The sequence below is a fragment of the Lichenicoccus sp. genome (genome assembly GCF_965277665.1).
GTDB lineage: Bacteria > Pseudomonadota > Alphaproteobacteria > Acetobacterales > Acetobacteraceae > Lichenicoccus.
Map to the genome: position 1 here is coordinate 538,057 of NZ_OZ255835.1, position 23,187 is coordinate 561,243.

A 23,187-nucleotide genomic window follows, 5' to 3' on the forward strand; every position below is an offset into this window, starting at 1 on the left:
CCGGCCGCGGCCCGCTGGGCCGCTCTCATCCAGCATCAGGCGTTTTCAGGCAGCCTCTGTAGGACCAAGGGCAAAGTCAGCCGTCGCTGCTGCTGCCTTGCGGGAGCAGGGCTAGGAGTGCCGAGATCACCGCCAGGAGCAGGTAGATCAGCATCATGTCGAGGGCGACGGCGCCGGCGATGTGCGGCATCAGCGCCCACAGGACTGCCGAGATCGCCGCGAACACCGTGAAGACCAGCATCATGCGCATTGGCACGCACCTAGAGCAGGATAAATGCATCCGACGCAAGCCGGCCCAGTCCCTGTGCAAGCCGGTGCAGTCCGAGCATCCGCAATTGCTTCGGCGGCCTCCCGGCCGGCACTATCTCCCGATGTTCAGACGCCGCGTCGAGGTGACACCGGAGCTGCTGCTGCGCCGCTACCGCGACGGGCTGTTCCCGATGGCCGAGACGCGGGACGCCACCGAGCTGTTCTGGCTCGACCCCGAGCCGCGCGGGATCCTGCCGCTCGATAGGTTCCACCTGCCGCGCCGGCTGCGGCGAACCGCGCTTGCCGGGACCTTCGAGACCACCACCGATCGGGCCTTCGAGGCGGTGATCGACGGTTGCGCCGGGCCGGCGCCGGGACGCGAGGAGAGCTGGATCAATCCGCAGATCCGGTCGCTGTTCCTGGCCGTGCACCGGATGGGAAGCGCGCACAGCATCGAGTGCTGGCGCGAGGGCACGCTCTGCGGCGGGCTGTACGGGATTGCCATCGGCGGCGCCTTCTTCGGCGAGAGCATGTTCAGCCGGCAGCGCGACGCCTCCAAGGTGGCCCTGGCGTTCCTGGTGGCCCGGCTGCGGCTGGGCGGCTTCCGGCTGCTCGATACCCAGTTCATCACCTCCCACCTGTCGCAGTTCGGCGCCGTCGAGGTGTCGCGCGCGCGCTATCGCGGGATGCTCGCGGATGCGACCGCCGTGGACGCGCAGTGGCAGCAGGAGCCGGCCGACCTCGTCGGCGCGATACGCCGGCTGGGGGCGGCGTGCGAGGATCGGGGCGTGCGGCCGATGTCTGAAGGCGAGGCGGGTGGTTGACAGCGAGCTTGGCGCGGCACCACTTCGAGGGCGGCTCCAGGCTGGAGCCGGGCAATCTTTTTCGGGATCCGCTGATGCGCCCAAGCCTGCTCTCCTCGGCCATTCCGGTGCTCGGGCTGGTTGCGATGACCACCGGCGGCCAGGCGCAGCAGCCGGCGCATCCGCTCACCATGCCGAGCCGGGACGTCACCGTGACCTACGATGTCGAGCCGGACGGCGCGCCGGCGCCGCAACAGGTGCGCGTGCTGTTCAGTGCGCACGGGCGGCTGATGCGGATCGATGCACCGGACGGGCAGGGCAGCACGATCATGGACCGTGACCGGCGGCTGATGCAGGTCGTGATCGGTGCGGCAAAGGTGTACATGGACGTGCCCGAGCGCGAGGAGCAGCGCAGCCCGTTCCTGCTCGATCCGACCATGCAGTACACCGCGACCGGCACCGCCGATGTGGCCGGCCTGCCATGCACGACCTGGTCGATCACCACCGCGTCCGGCAGCGCGCATGCCTGCGTCACGCCTGATGGCGTGGTGCTCAGCGAGGATGGCGTCGACAGCCAGGGCGCGCGCGGCCACCTCATCGCGCGCAGCGTCAGCTACGGCCCGATCGCGGCGGCCGCGTTCCAGCCACCCCCGGGCTTCACCCGCGTCGCCCATCCCGAGGGACCGGCTTCCTACGAGCGCGGCGGTGCGCCGGGGCCCGGCAATGCCGGGCCCAGTGATGCTGGACCGGGTGACGCAGGATCGGGAGCCCCGGCGATGGGCGATCCCGCGCATCCGTGACGAAGGCCGGGCTCGGCTGGCTGCTCGCCACGGCCGCACTCGTCCTGGGCGTTCCGGCCTGGCCGCAAGGCGCCCCCAATCCGTTCGTGACCCCGCAGCGCGACGTGGACGTGACCTATCTCATCGCCGGGCCCCGGTCGGCTGCTGTCGACCCCGGGTCCGCCTTGCCGCCGCCTTCGGTGATGACACAGCGCATGCGTTGGTCGGCGGCACTCTGGAGCCAGCGTCTCGATCCGGCCGGCAACGCCTACATGATCACCGACTACCGCGCCCGCCGCATTCTCGTGGTCGATCCGCGCCGTGCCACCGCCACGCTGCTGCCGTTGCCGGCGACACCGCCCGGCGGCGGCGTCCAGTCGCCCGGCCTGCGGGCCACCGGCCGCTACGATCGTCTCGGCGAGGACGCGGTGGCCGGCCTGCCCTGCACCGAGTGGCGCACCATCGACGACGGCGGCGCCGACAGCGTCATCTGCCTGACCCCGGACGGCGTGCTGCTGCGGGCCCGGCATGCCGGGCAGGTGCTGCTGCTGGCGTCGCGCGTCAGCTACGCCGCACAGGACCCGGCGCTGTTCGCGGCGCCGTCCGGCACCCGGGTCGAACAGCCGCCCTCGCAATGACGTGACCGCTGCACCGGGCCCGCAGACACTTTGAAAACATTCTGCCGCTTTGCCGCCTGCAAATTGCCACGCTTCCTGCGTTCTATGCATGGAAGGCAGCGATCCCCATATCGTTGCCGGGCCGAGCTGGCAGACAATGCCGGGATCGGTCCGAGCAGAGAGAGGCATTCATTCCATGCGTAGTTCGATGCGTCTAATCCTGGCCGTGCCACTGCTGGCCACCGGCCTTGCCGTGACCACCGCGCCGGCGGCGCAGGCCCAGTGGCGCCACGGCTATGGCGGCTATCACGGCGGCTACGGCTACCACGGCGGCTACGGCTACCGCGGCTATGGGTATCGTGGCGGCTTCGTCGGGCCGCTGGTTGGTGGCCTGGCCGCGGGTGCCCTGATCGGCGCCCTGGCGGCGCCCCGCTATTACGCGCCGCCGACCGTAGTCTATGCGCCCCCGCCGGTGGTCTATGCGGCGCCCCCCCCGGGCTATTACGGCCAGCCGTACGGCTACTGACGTGTGAGGGCCTGTTTGCAAACGCCTGCTGCTGGCGATCCGACGCGGCTTTCCGGCGCTCCGGTGCTCACGGCCATTGAGGCCGCTCCGCTCCGGTGATCGGAAAGCCACGCCGGGCGCGGCCCTCCAATGCTTGGGAGTGGGGGCCGCTCTCATCCAGCATCAGGCGTTTCCAGACAGGCTGTGAAATCGGCCGTCTGAAATCGGCCGGCGGGATATCGGCCGGCCGCCTCCTGTTCAGGTGAGGCTGCCGGCCGCCTTGACGACCTCGGCGGCGTGTCCGGGGACCTTCACCTTGGTCCAGATGCGCGCGATGCTGCCTTCGGCATCGACCAGCAGGGTCGTGCGCTCGATCCCCATGTAGCGGCGGCCATACATGGATTTCTCCACCCAGACGCCATAGGCCTCCAGGGTCGCGCCGGCGTCATCGGTGGCAAGCGGGAATTGCAGGCTGAACTTCTGTGCGAACGCCTCGATGGCCGGCATGGGATCCCGCGACACGCCGATCACCGGCAGGGATCCGGCCGCACCGGCCAGCGCGCCCAGCGCTTCCTGGAAGTCGCAGGCCTCCTTGGTGCAGCCGCTGGTATCGGCCTTCGGGTAGAAATACAGCACATAGGGTGAGCCCGAGAGATCCGATGAGCGCACCCGTCGATCGAAGCTCGCCGGCAGGTCGAAGCCGGGTGCCGCATCGCCGACCGAGAGCCCGGAGGCTGCACCGGATTTGGCGCCGGCTTCGGCTGGAGTCGGGGTGTTCGCCATGCGGTTCGTCCTTATGCTTGGTCGCATGTCATGTGCCGCTCCCCCGCGCGAAACACCAGCCCGGCCGGGCCTGATCGCTCGGCGGGCAGGCGCGCCCGCGGGGAATGTCGCGGCTGGATCGCCCACCAGCTCACAAAAGCTCTGTCGCACCGCGCGCGCCACCGCCTGCATCCGGAGACGCAGGTCGTCGAGGCTGCCGAGGCTGCCGATCCCGACCGGCCCGAGGCCGGCCAGCAGCGCGTCGCGCCCAACCGGCCGGAGGCCGGCCAGCAGCGCGTCGCGCACGGGCGGTGTCCAGGTCTCGTCGGCCGCCGGGATCGCGGTGCCGAACAGGAGCCGCAGCCTGCTCTGCAGCGAGCGCCAGAACCGATCGGCGGCGATGAGGCCCGCTTCCTGCGCCGGCGTCAGGCAGTGCGCGCGGCCCAACGCCCGCAGCGCATCCCGGGTTGCGGTCCGGGTGACGTGATGACGCAGAGACAGGTCGTCACAGACGAGTCGCAGGACCTGCGCGATGAACTCGACCTCGAGCAGGCCGCCGGCCAGCAGCTTGACGTCCCACGGACCGTGCGCCGGGTGGTCGCGGGCGATCCTGGCGCGCATCTCGCAGGCCGCCCGCAGCGTCCGGCGGCGCCCGCTCGGCGTCGGGCGCTGCGCGCCATCGATGGCCGCGCCGATCTCCTGGACCATGGCGCGGCCCAGCTTGCGCGGTCCGCCGACGATCCGGGCGCGGGTGAGGGCCATCCGCTCCCAGCTCCAGGCCTGCTCCGCGTGATAGCGCCGGAAGGCGCCGCGCGACACCGCGACCGGCCCCTTGCTGCCGGACGGGCGCAGCCGCATGTCCAGGGCATAGAGCGGCCCCTCCAGGCCCGGTGCCGACAGGGCTGCGATCAGCGCATGCGCCAGCCGGATGAAATACTGGCTGACCGGCAGCGGACGGCTGTGCAGGTCGTGCGCCGAGCGGGGCGCCATGCCGGACGCTGTCCGGAGCGGCAGCGTGCTGTCGGTGACGTCCTCCGGATGGTCGTACACCAGCATCAGGTCGAGGTCGGAGCCCGCCATCATCTCGCGCGAACCGAGCTTGCCGAGCGCCACGACCACCATGCCGCCGCCGGGCACCCACCCATGACGCGCCCGATGCGCGCGTTGCACCACGGCCAGCAGGCTGGAGATGACGTGGTCGGCGAGGTCGGAACGGGCCAGGCCGGCCTCGTCCGCGCCGATCCGGGCGTCGAGCTGGGCCAGCGACAGCCGGAACTCCTCGCCGCGCACCAGGGTTCGTGCCCGCGCGATCGCCTCCTCGACGCCGGAGGCCGCGCGGATCTGCCGGCCCGGCCGCCGCCCCGCCGCGTCCTCGGGCACCAGCAGCCCTTCCAGCGCGGAGGGCACCGCGGCCAGGTGGTCTGCCAGGAACGGCGCGGCTCCGAGCACGACGGCGATGCGTCCGAGCAGCGGCGGATTATGGGCGAGCAGCGACAGCAGCTGCACCCCGGCGCTCTGCCGCGCCAGCAGGCTGTCGAAGCGGACCAGCGCCAGCATCGGGTCCTGCTGCTCGAGCAGGGCGGCGAGCAGCGCGGGCAGGATGTCGCGCAGCAGCCCCTGGGCGCGATCCGAGCGCAAAGCCCGCAAATGGCGGTCGCGCCAGCGGCCCAGGATGGCGGCGGCGCGCGCCGGCTGCGCAAAGCCGGCGTGGCCGAGCAGGCTCGCGAGGTCCGGCGCATCGAGGTGGCAGAACGGTTCCGGCTCGCGGCCGGCCGGTCCGGTTGCGAACAGGTCGCCGAACGCCGCATGCGCGCGCCGCATCGGCTCGAGCAGCATGCCGGCCAGCGCCGCCCCGGCGCCTTCGTCACCAGCGGCACAGCCCATGAACAGCGCGAGGCGGTCAAGCCCGGCTCTGTCATCCGGCAGGCTGTGGGTCTGGCAATCGTCGCGCATCTGCAGCCGGTGCTCGACGCCGCGCAGCAGCCGGTAGGTCCGCGCGAGGTCGGCCGCAAGTCCGGCCGGCATGTAGCTGCCCAACGCCAGCCGGGCCAGCGCGCCGAGGGTGGTGGCGTCGCGCAGTTCGGGCGACCGGCCGCCCCAGACCAGCAGCATGGTCTGGGCCAGGAACTCGATCTCGCGTATGCCGCCATGGCCGAGCTTGAGGTCGTGGCCGAGCAGGATCGAGACCGGGTCCGGGGGCACCCTGCGCCCCGAGACTCCGGCCGCCGGCACGCCAAGCGGGGGGCGGCCGACGGTACCGCGATGCCGGTCGATGCGGCGCTTCATCGCGACGATGTCCTCGATGGCGGCGAAATCGAGGTGCCGGCGCCAGATGAACGGCCGGATCGTCGCCAGGAACTCCCGACCCAAAGCGAGGTCGCCGGCGACCGGACGCGCCTTGGTCAGCGCCGCGCGCTCCCAGGTCTGGCCCAGGCTTTCGTAGTAGGTGATCGCCGCCGGCAGCGAGACGGCGGGCGGGGTGGACCCGGGATCCGGCCGCAGCCGCAGATCCATGCGGAACACGTAGCCGTCGGCGTCGCGCGTCTCCATCAGGCGCACGAGATCGGCGCTCATCCGCGTGAAGGTGCGCTGCAGGTCGTCACGGTCGGGATGCGCGTCCGGGTCGTAGAGCAGCACCAGGTCGATGTCGCTGGAGTAGTTCAGCTCGCGTGCCCCGAGCTTGCCCAAGGCCAGCACGACGAAGCCGCATCCGGCCGGGCTGTCTTGCGGGCCCTCCGTCGAAGCCAGCGTGAGCTCGCCCCGGCGCGCGGCCTCCAGCAGCAGATGGCGGACCGCGGCCCCCAGGGCGGCCTCGGCCAGCAGGCTGAGGCTGGCGGTCACCTGCTCCAGGCTCCAGATGCCGCCGATATCCGCCACCGCGCTGACCAGTGCGACCTGGCGCTTGGCCTGTCGCAGCGCGCGCGCGACCGCGTCGCGCGGCTGCTGCGCCGGCAGCGCCGCGAGGCCGCGCAGGATCTCGGCCAGCAAGGCATCCGGTCCGGCGGCGCACAGCCTGGCGAAACAGGCCGGTTCGCGCCGTACCAGATCGGCGAGGTAGCGGCTGTTGCCGCCCAGGCAGGCGATCAGCGCCGCCTCGGCGGCATCACGCCGGCGGCCCGCGCCGCGCCCAGCCGGTTCGCCGAGCCACCACTCGGCCAGCAGGGCGGCGCGCGCCGGATCGGCCGGTGCCGGCCAGGTGGAAGGCAGGCGGAAGCATCGCATCGCGGGCCATCGCTTCGCAGTCAGGTCAGGGCAGCCGTCGGGGCATGCCGGGCACGGTGCGGAGCGTGAGCCGGCCGCGTCAAGTCGAGGCCGGCATGCCGCCCGTCATCCGGCTGCGCTACCGGCTGGGGCACGCGCTCGCGGTGGCGGCGCTGACCCTGTGCGTGCTGCCGCTGCTGCTGACCTCGGCGCTCGCGCTCCGGCTCTGCGGCGGCCCGATCGACGTGACCACCCTGGCACGGCATCTGACCACGCCGATGGCGCAGCAGTCTGGAGCTCTGCACGGCCTTGCCTTCGGCCGGGTCCGGCTGGCATGGCGGGACTACGAGGTTGGGGTGCTGCTCGACGAGGTCCGCCTCGCCGGCGGCAGCCATGCCGCCCATGTCGCGCTGGCGGTGCGGCCCTGGCCGCTGCTGCGCCGGCATGTCGTGCTGCTGCAGGCCGAGGCGACCGGTGCGGAGCTTCGGATCTGGCGCGGTCGCGACGGCCGGCTCGGCCTGCAGTCCGGCTCGCCGCCCGACGGGCAGGCCGGCACGCCGTTCGACGTCGACGCGGTGCGGTCGCTGCTGGTGGCACACTCCGCCGTCCTGCTGAACGACGCCGCCAGCGGCCGGACCTGTCGCCTCGACATTACGGATCTCGGCCTAGCGCCGCTGCGGCGCCCGGCCGCGGTCGGCGCCGCCGGGCAACTCGATGCCAGCCTGTCTTGCGGGGGCGCCCCCCTGCGCCTGCGCGGCGGTGGCCACGAGGCGCCCGACGGCAGCATCGCCTGGCGCATCGAGACCGACCCGGTGGTGCCCGCCGACCTGGTGCCGCCTGCCCTGGCCCGATCGGTGCCGGCGCTGGCCGGGCTCGACGATTTGCGCCTGCCGGTCGCGCTGACCCTGGACAGCGTGTTGACCGGCGGTTTCGGCGCCTACATGACCCCGCGCGCGGTGCGGATCGCGGCGCGGCTGGGGGCCGGCCGCGTGCTGCTGCCGGATCGCGCGCAATCCGACGCCCTGCCGGTGGCATCCGGCCAGATCGCGCTGAACCTGGCGCTGCCGGATGACGCAACCGGGCCGCTGCGCGTTCTGCTGGCGCCGTCCCGGCTGACGCTGGCCGGCACGGACGCGCCGAGCTTCCTGCTGTCGGGTCAGGGGCAGCTGCGCGGGCCGGCGATCCGCTTCGGCCTGGTCGCCGAGGCGCGGCAGATCGGCTTTGCCGGGCTGCAATCCTACTGGCCGCCGCTGCTGGCGCGCGGCGCGCAGAAATGGGTCGCCGGCAACATCACCGACGGCACGGCGCACGATTTCCGGCTCGACATCGGCATGGCGTCCACCACCGGACCGGACGGGTTGCGCCTCGACCGGCTGCAAGGCGGCGTGGATGCGGACGGCATGGTGCTGCACTGGCTGCGCCCGATGCCGCCGTTGCGGGCGCTGGACGGCCACCTCGTGTTCGACGGGCCCGATGCGCTGCACATCACCGTGCGCCACGGCGTGCAGGAGGTCCCGGGCCATGCGCCGCTGTCCGTGGCGGCGTCCTTGATCCGCATCACCGGCCTCTCGGTGCCGCGGCAGGACGCCCATATCGAGACCAGCCTGTCCGGCGGCCTCGCCGACCTGCTGGCACTGCTGGCGCATCCGCGCCTGCGGCTGCTGTCGCAGCACCCGCCGCCGTTCAAGGATGCCGCCGGACGGTTCGAGGCAAGGCTGCAGGTGGACCTGCCGCTGCTCGACAAGGTCAGCGTCGATGCCGTCGCGGTGCGCACCGCGGTCACCCTCACCGGGGTGCATCTCGGCGATGTGACGGTCGGGCGTGACCTCGACCAGGCCTCGCTGGCGCTGCAGGCGAGCCAGGATGGCCTGTCGGCGCATGGCAGCGGGCTGCTCGGCGGCATGCCGTCGACGTTGTCCTTCGACACCGACTTCCGCGCCGGGCCGCCGGACCAGCGCACCGAGAGCGCGCACGTGACGTCGCATGTCACCGACGCGGCGGTGCAGCAGGAGGGGCTGGACGAGGCGCACCGGTTCACCGGCGAGGCGCTGCTCGATGTCAGCTACGAGCACCGGCGCGACGGCGCCGCCCGGGTGGCGCTGGATCTGGACCTGACCCAGGCCGGGCTGGACACGCCGCTCTGGCGCAAGCGGCCGGGGGCGCGGGCGGTGGCGTCGGGCGTGTTCGGGCTGCAGGACCAGCATCTGGTCTCCATCGACATGCTGCATGCGACCGGCGACGGCCTCGCCTTCGATGGCCGAGCCGAGGTCGCGGGCGGCCATGCCAGGACCGTGGTGATCGACCGCTTCATGCTCGGGCGCACTCAGGGCAGCGGCCGCATCGCGCTGCCGTCGAGCCCGTCCCCGGGTCCGCAGGGAGGCCAGCAGAAGGGAGGCCAGCAGAAGGTCGGGCAGGCGCCAACACCGCTGCGTCTCAGCCTGCACGGGCCGGTGCTGGACATACTCCCCTATCTCAGCGAGGCCGCACCTGCCCGGCCGGCTGCTCGGTCGGCCGCGCGGCCGACCGGGCAGGCCGGACCGGTGCCGGATTCACCCTGGCAGGCCGATCTCGCCTTCCAGAAGGTCCTGTTCAGCCCGACCCGCTCGTTCAGCGGGGTGACCCTGCAGGCCGTGGCGCGGGGCAGCGTGGTCTCGGCGGGCCGCCTGCGTGTGGCCGGACCGACGCCGGTCACCGCGACCCTGCAGCCCGACCATGGGGTCCGGCGGCTGCGGCTGCAGGCGGACGATACCGGCGCCCTGCTCAGGGCCCTCGGGGTGGTGGACACCATCGAGGGGGGCGTGCTGCGTCTCGACGGCACCCTGGAGCCGGCCTCCCGCGGCACCCGGCTGAAGGCGACAGCCACCATCGGCCAGTTCACCGTGCATGACGCGCCGCTCGCCGCCCGCATGGCGCGCGACCTGTCCGGCTATGGCTTCCTGTTGGGCGTGCCGAGCCGGCAGCTCGTGGTGACGAAATTCGAGGCCCCGTTCGTGCTGAACGGCGACACGCTGATGCTGACCGATGCGCACGCCTCCAATGCCGCGCTGGGCGCCACCCTGCGCGGCCCGATCCACCTGGCGCGCGAGACGCTCGACCTCAAGGGCACCATCGTGCCGTCCTATCTGTTCAATGCGCTTCCGGGTAAGCTGCCGGGCGTCGGCGCGGTGTTCAGCCCCGAGAAAGGCGGCGGCCTGCTGGCGGCGACGCTGACCATCAAGGGTCCGATCGACCGGCCGCAACTCCGGGTCAACCCCCTGGCGTTGCTGGCGCCGGGCATCCTGCGCCGGCTGCTGTTCGACTGAACCCGAGGCTGCGCCGCGCGCCAGGCCCTAACCCAGGGCTCGGGCGGCAGGGCTGCGCCCGGAACCCGATCACTCCGCAAGAGCTAGTGCCCAAAGCCCATGCCCACAGCCGGCGCCCAAAGGGCCGTATCGGCAAGATGCCGGCTTGCTCCCCGTTCTGAAGCTTTCCAGGAGACGCTTTCGTGATACGCCGCCACCGGGCCTCGAGATTGACTGAGGGCCTGCCGCATCCGCTCGGCGCCACCTGGGACGGGCTGGGGGTGAACTTCGCCCTGTTCTCGGCCCACGCCACCAAGGTCGAGCTCTGCCTGTTCGACCCTTCGGGGGGCACCGAGCTCGACCGCATCGAGCTGCCCGAATACACCGACGAGGTCTGGCACGGCTATCTGCCCGATGCCCGCCCCGGCACCGTCTATGGCTACCGGGTGCACGGCCCGTACGCGCCGGATGCCGGCCACCGCTTCAACCCGAACAAGCTGCTGCTGGACCCGTATGCGCGCGCGCATGTCGGCCAGGTGCGGCATGCCCCGCAAATCTTCAGCTACACGATCGGCCATCCGGATGCCGACCTCTCGTTCGACACGCGCGACAGCGCCGCCTGCATGCCGAAATGCCGGGTCATCGACCCGGCCTTCACCTGGGGCCGCGACCAGCGCCCGCGCATCCCCTGGGACCGCACGATCTTCTACGAGACGCATGTGCGCGGCTACACGATCCGCCACCCGTCGCTGCCGTTCGGCCTGGGGGGCACCTTTGCCGGGCTCGCCGCCGACGAGATCGTGGCGCACATCAAGACCCTCGGAGTGACGTCGGTCGAGCTGCTGCCGATCCATTATTTCGCCGACGAGGACCACCTGATCAAGCACGACCTCACCAACTACTGGGGCTACAACACGGTCGGCTTCTTCGCGCCGGACCAGCGCTACGCCACCGGCAATTCATCGGTGGTGGCGGAGTTCAAGACGATGGTAGCCCGCCTGCACGATGCCGGCATCGAGGTCATCCTCGACGTGGTGTACAACCACACCGCGGAGGGCAACGAGCTCGGCTCGACGCTGTCGTTCAAGGGCATCGACAACGCCTCCTACTACCGGCTGATTCCGGGCCAGGAGCGCTACTACATCAACGATACCGGCACCGGGAACACACTCAACCTGTCGCACCCGCGGGTGCTGCAGATGGTCACCGACAGCCTGCGCTACTGGGTGACCGAGATGCATGTGGATGGCTTCCGCTTCGATCTCGCCACCATCCTCGGCCGCGAAAGCTACGGCTTCGACGAGGGCGGCGGCTTCCTCGACAGCTGCCGGCAGGACCCGGTGCTGTCGGACGTGAAGCTGATCGCCGAGCCCTGGGATTGCGGACCCGGCGGCTACCAGGTGGGCGGCTTCCCGCCGGGCTGGGCGGAGTGGAACGACCGCTACCGCGACACCGTGCGCGCCTTCTGGAAGGGCGACAGTTCCGGCGCCGAGCTGGCGCAGCGACTGTGCGCGTCCGCCGACAAGTTCAACCGGCGCGGCCGCCGGACCTGGTCGAGCGTCAACTTCGTCACCGCGCATGACGGCTTCACGTTGCACGACATCGTCTCGTACAACGACAAGCACAACGAGGCGAACGGCGAGGGCAACCGCGACGGCACCGACAATAACGGCTCGTGGAATTGCGGCGCCGAGGGCGAGACCGAGGACAGCACGGTGATCGCGCTGCGCGAGCGGCAGATGCGCAACATGATGGCGACCCTGCTGATGAGCCAGGGCACGCCGATGATCCTGGCCGGCGACGAGTTCGCCCGCACCCAGAACGGCAACAACAATGCCTACTGCCAGGACAACGAGATCTCGTGGGTCGACTGGAGCCGCCTCGACGACCACCAGGCGATGTTCCAGTTCACCCGGCGGCTGATCCAGCTCCGCAACGAATATCCGATCCTGCGCCGGCAGCGCTTCATGACCGGCGACTGGGACGAGGACCTGCAGGTGCGCGACGTCACCTGGGTGAAGGCGACCGGCTGCGAGATGCGGCAGTCGGACTGGCAGTCCGGTCCGCTGCACTGCCTGGGCATGCTGATGGATGGCCGCGCCAAGGTCAGCGGCATCCGCCGCCCCGGCACCGACGCCACCCTGCTGATGATCCTGAACGCCTACCACGACATGCTGGAGTTCGTGATGCCGCCCTGTGCCGGGGGCGTGCAGTGGCAGCTGCTGCTCGACACCAACCGTCCGACCATGCTGTCGGGGCGCTCGTACGCAATTGGCAGCGCCTGCGCGGTCACGGGGCGGTCGCTCATGCTCTTCCGGCTGACTGCATGAGAGCCTGTTTGAAAACGCCTGCTGCTGGCGATCCGACACGCCTTTCCTCCGCTCCGCTGCTCACGGCCAGTAGGCCGCTGCGCTGCGGTGCTCGGAAAGTCGCGCCGGGCGCGACCCTGCGGGTCGCTCTCATCCAGCATCAGCCGTTTTGAAACAGGCTCTGGGTGCTATTTCAGCCAGAGGCCGCGGCTGCGGTGCCAGTCGTCGATGGACTGCTCCGGGTAGAGGTCGAAGGTCTGGTCCTTCGGACCGACCTGCGGCACCACCCAGCTGGGCTTGTACTTCAGCATCAGGTGCACGGACGAGGGGGGCACCGGGAGGTCGCTGTCGATGGCCGATGCGAACGGGTGGATCAGCTCTGGCCACTCCGGCGAGAACAGCCACAACGCGGTGGCGCAGCGCGAGCAGAAATTGCGCTCGGCGGTGGAGCGCTCGCAGGCGCCGTCTTCCTGCATAATCTCCGCGTGGAACACCCGGATTGCCTTATGCGGATCTTCGACGTGCATGCCTTTGGTCAGCGCGCCGAGGTTGATGGCATAGCCGCCGCCGCCCGCGGTCTTGCGGCAGATCGTGCAGTAGCAGCGCTGATACGGCTGCGGCGTATGACTGTGCATGCCGAAGTGCACGGCCCCGCAGCGGCAGCTTCCTGTTAGAGTTTGCGGCATGCAGTCCCCCAAAAGGCTGTCTGAGAACGCCTGATGCTGGATGAGAGTGGCCTAAAAGGCCACGGCCGGCGTGACTTTCCGAGCACCGGAGCGGAGCGGCCTCAATGGCCGTGAGCACCGGCGCGCAGGAAAGCCGCGCCGGATCGCCAGCAGCAGGCGTCTACAGGCAGCCTTTCAGGTTTCGTGTTCGTCTCGGTCTGTTTCTACTTCAATGTCGCTGCCAATGGCGTCGGCATCGTCGTCCAGGTCGGCGGTGTCCTCGATGACGTCGTCGTCCTCGGTCTCCTCCTCGGCGGTCTCCGTCTCGGCGTCGGCCTCGTCCAGCTCGGGCGCCGGCTTCTTCGGGCGCCGGTCCTCGGTGACATTGCCGGCGGCGCGACGCGGACGCGGCTGGTCCAGCGGCTGCTCGGTGCCGCATTTCGGGCAGACGGCCGGCACCTTGGTCAAATCATAGAAGCGCGCACTGCAGGAGACGCACACGCGCTTCATGCCGAGTTCTGGCTTGGCCATCAGTGACCCTGTTTTGTGGTGGATTGCGGCGCCGGGCGCGCCCCATGCCACCCCGGCGCGCGGCTGTCAAACATCGGTCGTCCGCGCAGCGTCTCGCCGATTGACTCGTCGCCGCCCAGCAAGCACAGGAACCGCCATGCAAAGCAACGCTCCCGCAGACGGCCCCGAGCTTGCCGCTCCGCGGCTGACGCCCAAGCTTGCCGCTCCGCGGCTGGTAATCGCCGTCGATGGTCCGGCGGCCGCGGGCAAGGGAACGCTGGCCGCGGCACTCGCGGCCGCTCTTGGCCTGCCGTATCTCGATACCGGACTGCTCTACCGCGCGGTCGCCCGACGCATGCTCGATGCCGGGCTCGATCCGGCAGCCGACGCAAGCGCTGCCGCCGCCGCGCTGACCGCTCCCGACCTCGAGCGGCGCGACCTGCGCAGCCCGGAGGTGGATCGCGGCGCCAGCCGGGTGGCGGCGCAGCCGGCGGTGCGCACCGCGCTGCTGGCCTTCCAGCGCACGTTCGGCCATGCGCACGGCGCCGTGCTGGACGGGCGCGACATCGGCACCGTGATCTTCCCGGCGGCGGCGGTGAAGCTGTTCGTCACCGCCTCGGTGCCACGACGCGCGGAGCGCCGCTGGCTCCAGGCCGGCGGCGATCCGGCCTTGCCGGCGCCTGCCCGGGCCGAGGCGCTCGCCCGCGTCGAGGCGGAACTGGTGGCGCGCGACGCCGCCGATGCGGCGCGAGCCGCGGCACCGTTGCGGCCGGCGGACGACGCGATCCATATCGATACCGACAATCTCGACGCCGAGGCGGTGCTGGCACGGGCGCTCGAGATCGTCAGGCAGCGCATCGCGGCGCCCCCCCCGGTGACGGGCGGTGACGTGCCAACATCTTGACAATTGCGGGGGAACGGTGTTTCTCCGCCGCAAACAGGCCTCCAGCGCGCCGGGCATGGGTCCGGGCCTGCGACGAGAGCAAGCCGTGCTGCCATCAGGGCAGGGCGCATGACCGTCAGCCGGCAGAAAACGCCGGCATTCGACACAGGAACACCAGAGACACATGGCATCAGCCGCCCTTGCACGCGTCCCCGATGATCATTTCGGTGGCGAGGATTTTGCGACCCTGCTCGATGAGACGCTGGGCCGCGACACCGGCTTCGACGGCTCCGTCGTCACCGGCCGCGTCGTCCGCCTGACCGAGGAATTCGCCATCGTCGATGTCGGCCTCAAGAGCGAGGGCCGCGTCGCACTGAAGGAATTCGGCGTGCCCGGCGCGCCCACCGACGTGAAGCCCGGCGACGTCATCGAGCTCTATGTCGAGCGCTACGAGGACCGCGACGGCGCCATCGTGCTGTCGCGCGAGAAGGCGCGCCGCGAGGAGGCCTGGACCAATCTCGAGCGCGCCTTCGAGGGCAACCAGCGCGTCAACGGCACCATCTACGGCCGGGTCAAGGGCGGCTTCACCGTCGATCTCGGCGGCGCCATGGCGTTCCTGCCGGGCAGCCAGGTCGATATCCGTCCGGTGCGCGACGTCGGCCCGCTGATGGGCACGCCGCAGCCGTTCCAGATCCTCAAGATGGACCGCGCCCGCGGCAACATCGTGGTCTCGCGCCGCGCCGTGCTGGAGGAGACCCGGGCCGAGCAGCGCAGCGAGCTGATCCAGGGCCTCAAGGAGGGCATGATCCTCGACGGCGTGGTGAAGAACATCACCGACTATGGCGCCTTCGTCGATCTCGGCGGCGTCGACGGCCTGCTGCATGTCACCGACATCGCCTGGAAGCGCATCAACCACCCGTCCGAGGCGCTGCAGATCGGCCAGCAGGTCCGCGTGCAGGTGATCCGCTTCAACCCGGACACGCAGCGCATCAGCCTGGGCATGAAGCAGCTCGAGGCCGATCCGTGGGAAGGGGTCGCGATCAAGTATCCGCCGGGGGCCCGCTACAGCGGCCGCGTCACCAACATCACCGACTACGGCGCCTTCGTCGAGCTGGAGCCGGGCGTCGAGGGCCTGGTGCACGTCTCCGAGATGTCCTGGACCAAGAAGAACGTCCATCCGGGCAAGATCGTCGCCACCTCGCAGGAGGTCGACGTCATGGTGCTCGACGTGGACAGCTCCAAGCGCCGCATCTCGCTCGGCCTCAAGCAGGTCCAGCGCAATCCCTGGGAGCAGTTCGCCGAGGATCACCGCGTCGGCGCCACGGTCGAGGGCGAGATACGCAACATCACCGAGTTCGGCCTGTTCATCGGCCTGTCCGCCGACATCGACGGCATGGTGCACATGTCCGACCTGTCCTGGGACGAGGCCGGCGAGGCGGCGATGGCCGGCTTCGAGAAGGGCCAGGTGGTGCAGGCCCGCGTGCTCGACGTCGACGTCGAAAAGGAGCGCATCTCGCTCGGCATCAAGCAGCTGCATGACGACCCGGCCGCCGACACGCTGTCGCGCGTCAACAAGGGCGCGGTGGTGACCTGCGTGGTGACCGCGGTGCAGGCGAACGGCATCGAGGTGAAGGTCGACGAGGTGCTGAGCGGCTTCATCCGCCGCGCCGAGCTGGCCCGCGACAAGGCCGAGCAGCGTCCGGAGCGTTTCGCCGTCGGCGAGCGCGTCGATGCGAAGGTGATCTCGGTCGATCGCGCCTCGCGCAAGCTCTCGCTGACCATCAAGGGTCGCGAGGTCGAGGAGGACAAGGCGGCGATCAACGAGTACGGCTCGTCCGACAGCGGTGCCTCGCTCGGCGACATCCTGGGTGCCGCGATCCGTCGTCGCAACCAGACCTCGGACTGATCCCCAACATCCGGCTTCGGGCCTGATGCAGGAGGGCGGCGCCAGCGATGGCGCCGCCCTTTCCGCATTGACGCCGACGGCAGGGCGCGCGAGAGGCAGGCCATGAACGTCGCCGACGCCATCACCAAGGCCGATGTCTGGCTGCTGGACCGGGTGTTCCAGCCGTTCGCCGACCGGCTCGGCGAGAAGCCGACGGCGTTCGATATCGGCATGAGCATGCAGCTCGGCGCCATCGTGCTGGATGCCGCCGCCGTGGTCGCGATCTTCATGGTCGGCGGGCTGAGCATCGACAGCGCGTTGTGGAACGGCCTGACCTGGGCGCTGGGATTCGCGTTCTACCTGTCGATCAACCGCATGCGCCCGCTGATGCGGCCGGGCCACGCCAACCCGCTGCGCATGATGCTGCAGGGGTTCAGGCCGCTCTCGATCCCGTTCATGCTGTACAGCCTGTATCAGTCGATCGCAGCGAGGCCGCCCTTCGTGCTGGCGATGGGCTTCAACGGGCTGGCCAACCTGGTGTTCGTGGTCGGGATCTATCTGGTCTCGACGCAGCCGAAGCCGCCGCGGCAGCGCCAGACCGTCTGGTCGGGCCGGCGCCAGGAACAGGGCGCGCCATGACGCGCCTCGGACCCAATCAGAAGTCGATGCAGCGACCCTTGACGGTCCAGTCGCCGTAGCGGGTCGGGTCCTTCTCCTTCGGACCGCCGACTTCCTTCGGCGCCTCCGGTGCAGGACGAGCGCCAGTGCCTGCGTCATCCGGCGGGCGCGCGGCGTCGGGGGTTTTGCTATCGGCCATGCATCCCAGATGGGAGCGAGCCCGGCGTACGCCAAGGCGGCGGCCGGACACGCCTGCGGTGCCGCGCCCGCCTTCGCATGCGCGGTCGAACGCAGCCGTCGCCTTCGGGCGGGTCAGTGGCCGAGATGCGCCTTGATGGCGCGCGAGAGGCCGGTCGCGATATAGCGTTCATCCTCGAACAGGCGGACGATTCCGAAGCAGACATAGAACGAGACCGCGCAGAACGATGCCGGATGTCGCCGGCCCCAGGCTTCCAGCGGCCGCACCGCGGCCAGCGGCAACCTCGCCTGGGCGAGGCCCGTCAGCAGCACGCCGATCATGGCACCGGTGATGATGTCGGACGGGTAGATGAAGCCGAGATAGACCCGCACCAGGCTCAGCAGGAATGCCAGCACGAGGCAGGCCAAGCCGAGCGGCAGATCGACGCCGGCGACCGTCGCGGCCAGCCCGAACAGCAGGGCCGCGTGCTCGGCCGGAAAGGCCATGCCCGGGCTGAACACGCCCGGGTCGATCGAGGCCGGCGCGTGGAACCGCAGCCGCGGATCGTGCAGCGGCCGCGGATGGTCCGGGAAGACCGCCTGCAGGACAAAGCACAGCCCGATCGAGACGATGCAGGCGAGGGTGCCGGCGATGAGGCGCGCCCGATCGTCCTGTCCGCGCGTCCCGCCGCGGGTGCCACCGCTCCAGGCAAAGCAGACCAGGGCGGTCATCGGCAGGGTGGAGAAGCTCTCCTTGGTCATGTCGTGCGCGACATGGTCCAGCAGCGGCCAGCGGCCGGTCAGCCGGTTGAGGACGTGCATCACCGTCATGTCGAAGCCGTGCGTGCCGGGCTGCGACAGCACGATGCCGAGGACCAGCAGGCCGGTGGCGGCAGCCAGCGCGACCGGGCGCAGGCGGCTCTCCGGCTCGCCGATCACGCTCGGCGCGTGCAGGATGGCGGGGTCTGTCACGTCGTCCCTCGGTCTGCGGCGCCGGCACGATTCCGGCCGCTCGCGGGTTCCTATAGCGGCAGTTCGATGCGTTGTCAGACTTACCTACAAAGCGGGCCGACAAAGCGGGCGGCGTGGGGTAGATCCTGTCGCTGGACCAATCTTGCGAGGGCATTTCCATGATCCACGTCGTTGCGGTTGTCACAGCGAGGGCCGGCCAGCGGGTGGCACTCCTGGCGGCGTTCCACGCCAACGTCCCGGCGGTGCATGCCGAGGACGGGTGCATCGAATACGGGCCGGTGATCGATGTCCCCGATGCCGGGCCGATCCAGACCCCGCTCGGCGAGGACACCTTCATGGTGATCGAGAAATGGGCCAGCGCCGACGCGCTGCGCGCGCATGCCGGCTCGCCGCACATGCTGGCCTACGGCGCCCGCACCAAGGACATGATCGCCAGCCGGGTCATCCACGTCCTGGCGGCGGCCTGAAACCCCCGACCGGCCAGGCCTGCTCTAGCCGCGTTCGAGGCCGATAGCCGGCGCATCCGGCGACGGATGCGCCGGATCATGGTGCCTGCGCAGCAGGAAGCGGCGCACGACATCGGCATAGCCGTCATAGAGCAGTCCGCCATTCATCCGCACGAGCTGCTTGCGCCTGGCCCGATAGAAGGCCGGGATGCAATACCAGGCCAGAGCTGGCCGCAGATGGTGCACGACGTGCAGGTTGTTGTGCAGGAACAGCAGGCCGAGCACCGGCGCATTCTCGACGATGGCGGTGCGGTGGCGATGCTCCTCGGCGGCGCGATGCTCGGCGAACGAGCGCACCAGCGCTAGCGCATAGCCGGGATAGACGAAGCAGGCGACGTAGCGCAGCAGCGACATCCCGCAGGCGGCGTGCAGCCACAGCGTGATCGCGAGCCCTGCCGCCAGGTGCGGCAGCCAGACACGCAGGGTCGCGGCCGGACGCCGGCATAGCGCCCTGGCCTCGCGCGCCAGGAAGCCGGCGATGCCGCGCGCCGGGCCGAGCAGCACCCGCCCGGCCAGCGTGTTGCAGGTCGCCAGCAGGGCCCGGCCGAGGGGTCCGCGGCGCGAGAACGCGGCCTGCGTCACGTAGTAGCTTTCCGGGTCGTCGACCGGGTCGGTGAGGTTGCCGTCGCGATGATGGCCGAGATGGTCCTCCCGGTAACGGGCATAAGGCAGCCACAGGCTGAGCGGCACGAAGCCGATCAGATCGTTGAGACGTCTTGAGGCGGTCGGATGACCGTGCAGGACCTCGTGCTGCAGCGACATGTGCCAGGCCGTGAGCCAGGCGCCGGCCGGCAGCAGCAGCCACCATGGCACCGCCGCCTGCATCGCCGTCAGCAGCATCCAGCCGCCATAGATCGCCGCGGCGAGGGCCACGGTCGGCCACTCCACACGCTGCGGCAGCACGGGTTCTCTGGGCAGTCCGCTCATGGTGTCGGCTTGTCTCCCTCAGTGGCGGAGAATAATCTGACCTATGTGTTAGCAAGACCCTAATTGCACCTGCCTAGTCCGTCCTATTTTAGAAGTCCACCTTCCAATGCGTAATTCAGGCCCGCGGCGGCTGGCGCTGCCGATGTACGACCTGCCAGAACTGGAATGGGCCACCGGGGCGCTGGCCGCTTCCCTGCTGGCAGGTCTCTCGAATGCCGGGCTCGGTGGCTTGCCGCAGGCGCGTGAGCAGCCGGACGACCTGCCGGCGCTCTGGCGTGACCCGTCCTTGCTGCTGGCGCAGACCTGCGGCTACCCGCTGGCGACCACGCTGCGCGGACAGGTGCGTCTGGTGGCAACGCCCTGCTACACCGCGCCCGGCTGCGACGGCCCCCAAATGTGCTCGGCCATCGTCGTGCGTGCCGACGATCCCGCGCGCGACCTCGCCGGGCTGCGCGGCCGGGCGGTCTGCGCGCTCAACGGTCATGACAGCAATTCCGGGATGAACCTGCTGCGCGCCGCCGTCGCGCCGCTGGCAGGCGGCGAGCGGTTCTTTCGCGACATCGTCGTCACCGGCTCGCATGCGGCCAGCCTTGGCGCGGTGCAGGCCGGACAGGCCGATATCGCCGCCATCGATTGCGTGACGCTGGAGCTGCTGCGGCGGGTCCGGCCCGCGGCGCTGGCCGGGCTGCGCGTGCTGGACTGGACGCCGTCATCCCCCGGCCTGCCGCTGGTGATGGCGCGCGGCCGTGACGCCGCCGACCGGGCCGCGCTGCGGGCGGCGCTCGACGGGCTGCTGCTGGATCCGGCACTGGCGGGCGCGCGTGACGCCCTGCTGATCGAGCGCTTCGCGTTCCTAGACGAGGAGGAGTACGCGATCATCGCAGAGATGGAACGCGAGGCGGGCGCCCTCGGCTACCCGGTGCTGCGCTGACCCGCGGCCCGATGCGACGCAAGGGCGACCTGCCGAGCAAGCTTTGCGTGCAGTGCGGGCGCCCGTTCGAATGGCGCCGCAAATGGGCCCGGGTGTGGAACGACGTGCGCTACTGCTCCGACGGCTGCCGCGCAGCCGCGAAGCCGCTTCGTCCGCCGGTCAGAACGCCGACTTGACGGTGGCGATGGCGGCGAAGCCCTCGCCGATATTGTACAGCGGCGCCGAGCCAAGGATCGTGGTCCCGAAGACGCCGGTGGTGGTCTTGGCGTTGCTCGTAAGCGAATCGATGCCGGACAGGAAGCGGTTGTTGGTCAGGTTGATCAGGTTGAGCTGGATCGTCGGCGCCTTGGCAGGTCCGATATCGTGGAAGCGCATTCCAACGGTGCCGCCCATTTCGTAATAGGCGGGCAACACCTCGTCATTCATGAAGGTCGCGAACTGCCTGCCGACGTAGCGGACGGTGTAGTTGCCGAAGAAGCGGCCATCGTCATAGTCGAGTGCGGCCGAGAACACCCAGGCCGGGCTGCGCACCGCGGTCTTGCCGGTCGTCGGCAGATAGTCGCCGCCGGCCTCGATGTTGTTGTTGATGGTGGCGTGCAGATACTGCGCCGAGACGTAGGGGCGGAAATGTCCGATCGGTCGCGTGCCGGCCTCCATGTCGACGCCGTCCGAGGTCTGGCCGCCGGCATTGATGTCGGTGGTGACCCCCCCGTTGGTGCCGGGCACCACGCTCTGCAGCTGCCGGTTGGTGAAGTTGTAGTGGAAGTAGGTCGCCGACGCGACCAGGATGTCGCCCGCATAGCGATAGCCGAGTTCTTCGGAGATCGAATATTCGTCGTGGACGTTGTTGCCGCCGAGGAACGTCGTCGCGCCGTTGAGGTAGCTGTACGTGTTATAGAGGGTGGTATTCACCGGCGAGCGGAAGTTGGTGGTGACGCTGGCGAAGACCTGGTTCTTCGTATTGATCTGGTAACGGGCCGAGATCGCAGGCAGCGGCTGCGCGTCGTTGAGGACCGACTTGTATTGCGAACCGGGCAGCATATTGGTGCCGTCGCGGTTGACGATGGCTTCCTTGAAGCCGGCCTCGAAGGTCAGGCGGTCGTTCAGCAGGCTGATATCGTCGCCCAGGAACAGCGCGTGCACAGTGGTCTTGGTGTCGATGTCCTGGCCGAGCAGGCGCAGGCCGCTGAGTGTCTTGATATTCTCGACCTCGCCATAGACGTTGCTCGGCTCGCCCGCGTAGCTAACCGGGCTGTAGGGCTCCGTGTCATGATCGTTCGAGTAGTCGAACCACCAGCCGGCAAAGAAATTGTTGATGCCGAGACGATAGTTCGTCTTGGCGGTGAAGCCGCCGCGATACTGCGAGTCCTCAAAGGCGAGGATGCCCTCGGCGTTGGCATAGCTGTTCGCCGCCGTCGGCGTGATCGGATAGGGCAGCACGACCGGACTGGTTATCAGCTGCGCGCCCTGGTAGTTGCCGGTCTCGTACAGCCCGGTGCCGATGATGGCATTGCCGTAGCCGCGCCACAGGTATGGGGTGAAATCCGCACTCCAGTGGTCTGTCAGGGTGAAGTGCGCCGGCGCACTGAGATCGACGTTCCTGTACGGATTGCGGTTCAGCTTCCAGTAGTTGCTGTCACCGGGGTAATACGTGCCGTTGTAGTTGTAGGACGTTCCAAGTTGTCCCCACTGCGCCAGCGTCGGATTGGTGTAGCTGTTCTGCGTCGACCACTGATAGGCGCCGACGAACGAGACGTGGTTGCCCTGGCCCCAGTCCTTCACTGCCTTGAAGTCGAGATGATCCTTCTCGTCGGTGCCGGAACCGCGCCAGGAAATGTCATGCTGGTGCGAGTACGAGATGAACGCCTTGATCCCGGTGTTGCCGATCTCGCCGGAATTGAGCCGGATGAATTCGCGGTTGTATTTGTAGGTGCCATAGCCGTAATCGGCGAGGCCGCCGAACTTGTCCGTGGGCTCGCTGTCGTGGAACGTGAACAGGCCGCCGGAGCCGTTGATCGTCGGCGTGTCGATATTGGACGATCCCTGCTGCAGTGTGAGTTCTTCCAGGTTCTCGTTGTCGGCGAACTCCGATGGGTAGGTGGTATAGACGCCGACATCGGAGATCGGCGAGCCTTCCCAGATGAACGCCATCTCGGTGTTGTCGAGGCCGCGCATCGACAGCGAACCGCCGGACAGGCCCCAGGGATCGACTTCCGACACCACCACGCCGGGCAGCAGCTGGACCAGCATGAACGGGCTCTGCGCCGGCGCCTGCTTGGCGATGTAGTCCTTGGTGACCGAGCTGCGCGACTTCGGCGCCACCTCCTTCTTGATCAGCCCGCCGCCCGGCTGCAGCCCGGTGACGCCGTCCGCGGTGTGGTGGCCCTTGCTCGCCTCGACCACGATGGACTCGGCGCCGGTGCCGGCTGTCTGCGCCATCGCAACCGGCCCGAGACCCGACAGGGTGGTGCTTGCCAGGAGTGCTGCGATCGCGAGGCGTGGATGCATGGCCTGGAACTCCTGGCTACGGTGGCGGACGACCACAGCCGCGAAGCAAGCAAGATGCCAGGAACGTGTCCGGAATGGTGCGGCGCGCAAACAAGCACA

The 23,187-nt window shown here is 69.8% G+C and carries 20 protein-coding genes and 1 pseudogene; 12 read left to right on the plus strand and 9 right to left on the minus strand.

Annotated features, from left to right (window positions below; genetic code table 11):
- Positions 1 to 76 precede the first annotated feature (76 nt).
- A complete protein-coding gene (locus tag ACQY4O_RS02485) occupies positions 77 to 250 on the minus strand; it encodes a hypothetical protein (protein ID WP_428374662.1) in 174 nt (57 codons plus the stop codon).
- Between the two features lie 121 nt (positions 251 to 371).
- Between ACQY4O_RS02485 and aat the strand changes: the two genes are divergently transcribed.
- The 4 genes from aat to ACQY4O_RS02505 all read left to right on the plus strand — a co-directional run bounded on the left by aat (position 372) and on the right by ACQY4O_RS02505 (position 2,974).
- Complete coding sequence (aat, locus tag ACQY4O_RS02490; protein ID WP_428374663.1) at positions 372 to 1,073, plus strand: leucyl/phenylalanyl-tRNA--protein transferase; 702 nt, start codon at positions 372 to 374, stop codon at positions 1,071 to 1,073.
- A 74-nt stretch (positions 1,074 to 1,147) separates the two neighbouring features.
- Positions 1,148 to 1,852, plus strand: a complete 705-nt coding sequence (locus ACQY4O_RS02495; RefSeq protein ID WP_428374664.1) for a DUF4412 domain-containing protein — start codon at positions 1,148 to 1,150, stop codon at positions 1,850 to 1,852.
- On the plus strand, positions 1,849 to 2,469 hold the full coding sequence (locus ACQY4O_RS02500; RefSeq protein WP_428374665.1) for a hypothetical protein: 621 nt from the start codon (positions 1,849 to 1,851) through the stop codon (positions 2,467 to 2,469). Before ACQY4O_RS02495 ends, ACQY4O_RS02500 begins: the two co-directional genes overlap by 4 nt.
- A gap of 187 nt (positions 2,470 to 2,656) precedes the next feature.
- Entirely contained in the window at positions 2,657 to 2,974 is a 318-nt protein-coding gene (locus tag ACQY4O_RS02505; protein ID WP_428374666.1) for a hypothetical protein, read from the plus strand.
- Between the two features lie 237 nt (positions 2,975 to 3,211).
- On the opposite strand, the gene ACQY4O_RS02510 is transcribed toward ACQY4O_RS02505, so the two are convergent.
- Both ACQY4O_RS02510 and ACQY4O_RS02515 read right to left on the minus strand, forming a co-directional pair.
- Positions 3,212 to 3,736, minus strand: a complete 525-nt coding sequence (locus ACQY4O_RS02510; RefSeq protein ID WP_428378080.1) for a peroxiredoxin — start codon at positions 3,734 to 3,736, stop codon at positions 3,212 to 3,214.
- Positions 3,737 to 4,069: 333 nt separating this feature from the next.
- Positions 4,070 to 6,937, minus strand: a pseudogene (locus ACQY4O_RS02515) (bifunctional [glutamine synthetase] adenylyltransferase/[glutamine synthetase]-adenylyl-L-tyrosine phosphorylase); the annotation flags it as partial.
- A 65-nt stretch (positions 6,938 to 7,002) separates the two neighbouring features.
- Here ACQY4O_RS02515 and ACQY4O_RS02520 point away from each other — a divergent pair.
- Together ACQY4O_RS02520 and glgX are read left to right on the plus strand one after the other, a co-directional pair.
- A complete protein-coding gene (locus tag ACQY4O_RS02520) occupies positions 7,003 to 10,218 on the plus strand; it encodes an AsmA-like C-terminal region-containing protein (protein WP_428374667.1) in 3,216 nt (1,071 codons plus the stop codon).
- Positions 10,219 to 10,427: 209 nt separating this feature from the next.
- The gene (gene glgX, locus ACQY4O_RS02525) at positions 10,428 to 12,527 is read left to right on the plus strand and encodes a glycogen debranching protein GlgX (protein WP_428374668.1); all 2,100 of its coding nucleotides are present in this window, start codon (positions 10,428 to 10,430) and stop codon (positions 12,525 to 12,527) included.
- A gap of 167 nt (positions 12,528 to 12,694) precedes the next feature.
- Here the strand turns inward: glgX and ACQY4O_RS02530 are convergent, their stop codons facing one another.
- Positions 12,695 to 13,153 (minus strand): GFA family protein, encoded by a 459-nt coding sequence (locus ACQY4O_RS02530; protein ID WP_428374669.1) that lies wholly within the window; start codon positions 13,151 to 13,153, stop codon positions 12,695 to 12,697.
- A gap of 213 nt (positions 13,154 to 13,366) precedes the next feature.
- Positions 13,367 to 13,702, minus strand: coding sequence for a TIGR02300 family protein (locus ACQY4O_RS02535; RefSeq protein ID WP_428378081.1), 336 nt, complete (start codon positions 13,700 to 13,702; stop codon positions 13,367 to 13,369).
- A gap of 136 nt (positions 13,703 to 13,838) precedes the next feature.
- Here ACQY4O_RS02535 and cmk point away from each other — a divergent pair, with 136 nt between their 5' ends.
- The 3 genes from cmk (at position 13,839) to ACQY4O_RS02550 (ending at position 17,088) form a co-directional block, all read left to right on the plus strand.
- Positions 13,839 to 14,585, plus strand: a complete 747-nt coding sequence (gene cmk, locus ACQY4O_RS02540; protein WP_428374670.1) for a (d)CMP kinase — start codon at positions 13,839 to 13,841, stop codon at positions 14,583 to 14,585.
- Positions 14,586 to 14,748: 163 nt separating this feature from the next.
- Positions 14,749 to 16,470: a 30S ribosomal protein S1 gene (gene rpsA, locus ACQY4O_RS02545; RefSeq protein WP_428374671.1), complete on the plus strand. Its 1,722-nt coding sequence runs from the start codon at positions 14,749 to 14,751 to the stop codon at positions 16,468 to 16,470.
- A gap of 102 nt (positions 16,471 to 16,572) precedes the next feature.
- On the plus strand, positions 16,573 to 17,088 hold the full coding sequence (locus ACQY4O_RS02550) for a hypothetical protein (RefSeq protein ID WP_428374672.1): 516 nt from the start codon (positions 16,573 to 16,575) through the stop codon (positions 17,086 to 17,088).
- Between the two features lie 16 nt (positions 17,089 to 17,104).
- Here the strand turns inward: ACQY4O_RS02550 and ACQY4O_RS02555 are convergent, their stop codons facing one another.
- Together ACQY4O_RS02555 and ACQY4O_RS02560 are read right to left on the minus strand one after the other, a co-directional pair.
- Entirely contained in the window at positions 17,105 to 17,266 is a 162-nt protein-coding gene (locus ACQY4O_RS02555; protein ID WP_428374673.1) for a DUF1674 domain-containing protein, read from the minus strand.
- Positions 17,267 to 17,379: 113 nt separating this feature from the next.
- On the minus strand, positions 17,380 to 18,216 hold the full coding sequence (locus ACQY4O_RS02560; protein ID WP_428374674.1) for a phosphatase PAP2 family protein: 837 nt from the start codon (positions 18,214 to 18,216) through the stop codon (positions 17,380 to 17,382).
- A gap of 158 nt (positions 18,217 to 18,374) precedes the next feature.
- Between ACQY4O_RS02560 and ACQY4O_RS02565 the strand changes: the two genes are divergently transcribed.
- Positions 18,375 to 18,683, plus strand: a complete 309-nt coding sequence (locus tag ACQY4O_RS02565; protein WP_428374675.1) for a putative quinol monooxygenase — start codon at positions 18,375 to 18,377, stop codon at positions 18,681 to 18,683.
- Between the two features lie 24 nt (positions 18,684 to 18,707).
- Here the strand turns inward: ACQY4O_RS02565 and ACQY4O_RS02570 are convergent, their stop codons facing one another.
- On the minus strand, positions 18,708 to 19,649 hold the full coding sequence (locus ACQY4O_RS02570) for a fatty acid desaturase (RefSeq protein ID WP_428374676.1): 942 nt from the start codon (positions 19,647 to 19,649) through the stop codon (positions 18,708 to 18,710).
- Between the two features lie 106 nt (positions 19,650 to 19,755).
- Between ACQY4O_RS02570 and ACQY4O_RS02575 the strand changes: the two genes are divergently transcribed.
- Both ACQY4O_RS02575 and ACQY4O_RS02580 read left to right on the plus strand, forming a co-directional pair.
- Positions 19,756 to 20,580 carry a phosphate/phosphite/phosphonate ABC transporter substrate-binding protein gene (locus tag ACQY4O_RS02575; RefSeq protein WP_428374677.1) on the plus strand — a complete coding sequence of 275 codons (825 nt, stop codon included), beginning with the start codon at positions 19,756 to 19,758 and terminating at the stop codon, positions 20,578 to 20,580.
- A gap of 11 nt (positions 20,581 to 20,591) precedes the next feature.
- Positions 20,592 to 20,756: a DUF2256 domain-containing protein gene (locus tag ACQY4O_RS02580; protein ID WP_428374678.1), complete on the plus strand. Its 165-nt coding sequence runs from the start codon at positions 20,592 to 20,594 to the stop codon at positions 20,754 to 20,756.
- On the opposite strand, the gene ACQY4O_RS02585 is transcribed toward ACQY4O_RS02580, so the two are convergent.
- Positions 20,740 to 23,088, minus strand: coding sequence for a TonB-dependent receptor (locus ACQY4O_RS02585; RefSeq protein WP_428374679.1), 2,349 nt, complete (start codon positions 23,086 to 23,088; stop codon positions 20,740 to 20,742). The two genes, ACQY4O_RS02580 and ACQY4O_RS02585, sit on opposite strands and share 17 nt — an antisense overlap.
- Positions 23,089 to 23,187 lie beyond the last annotated feature (99 nt).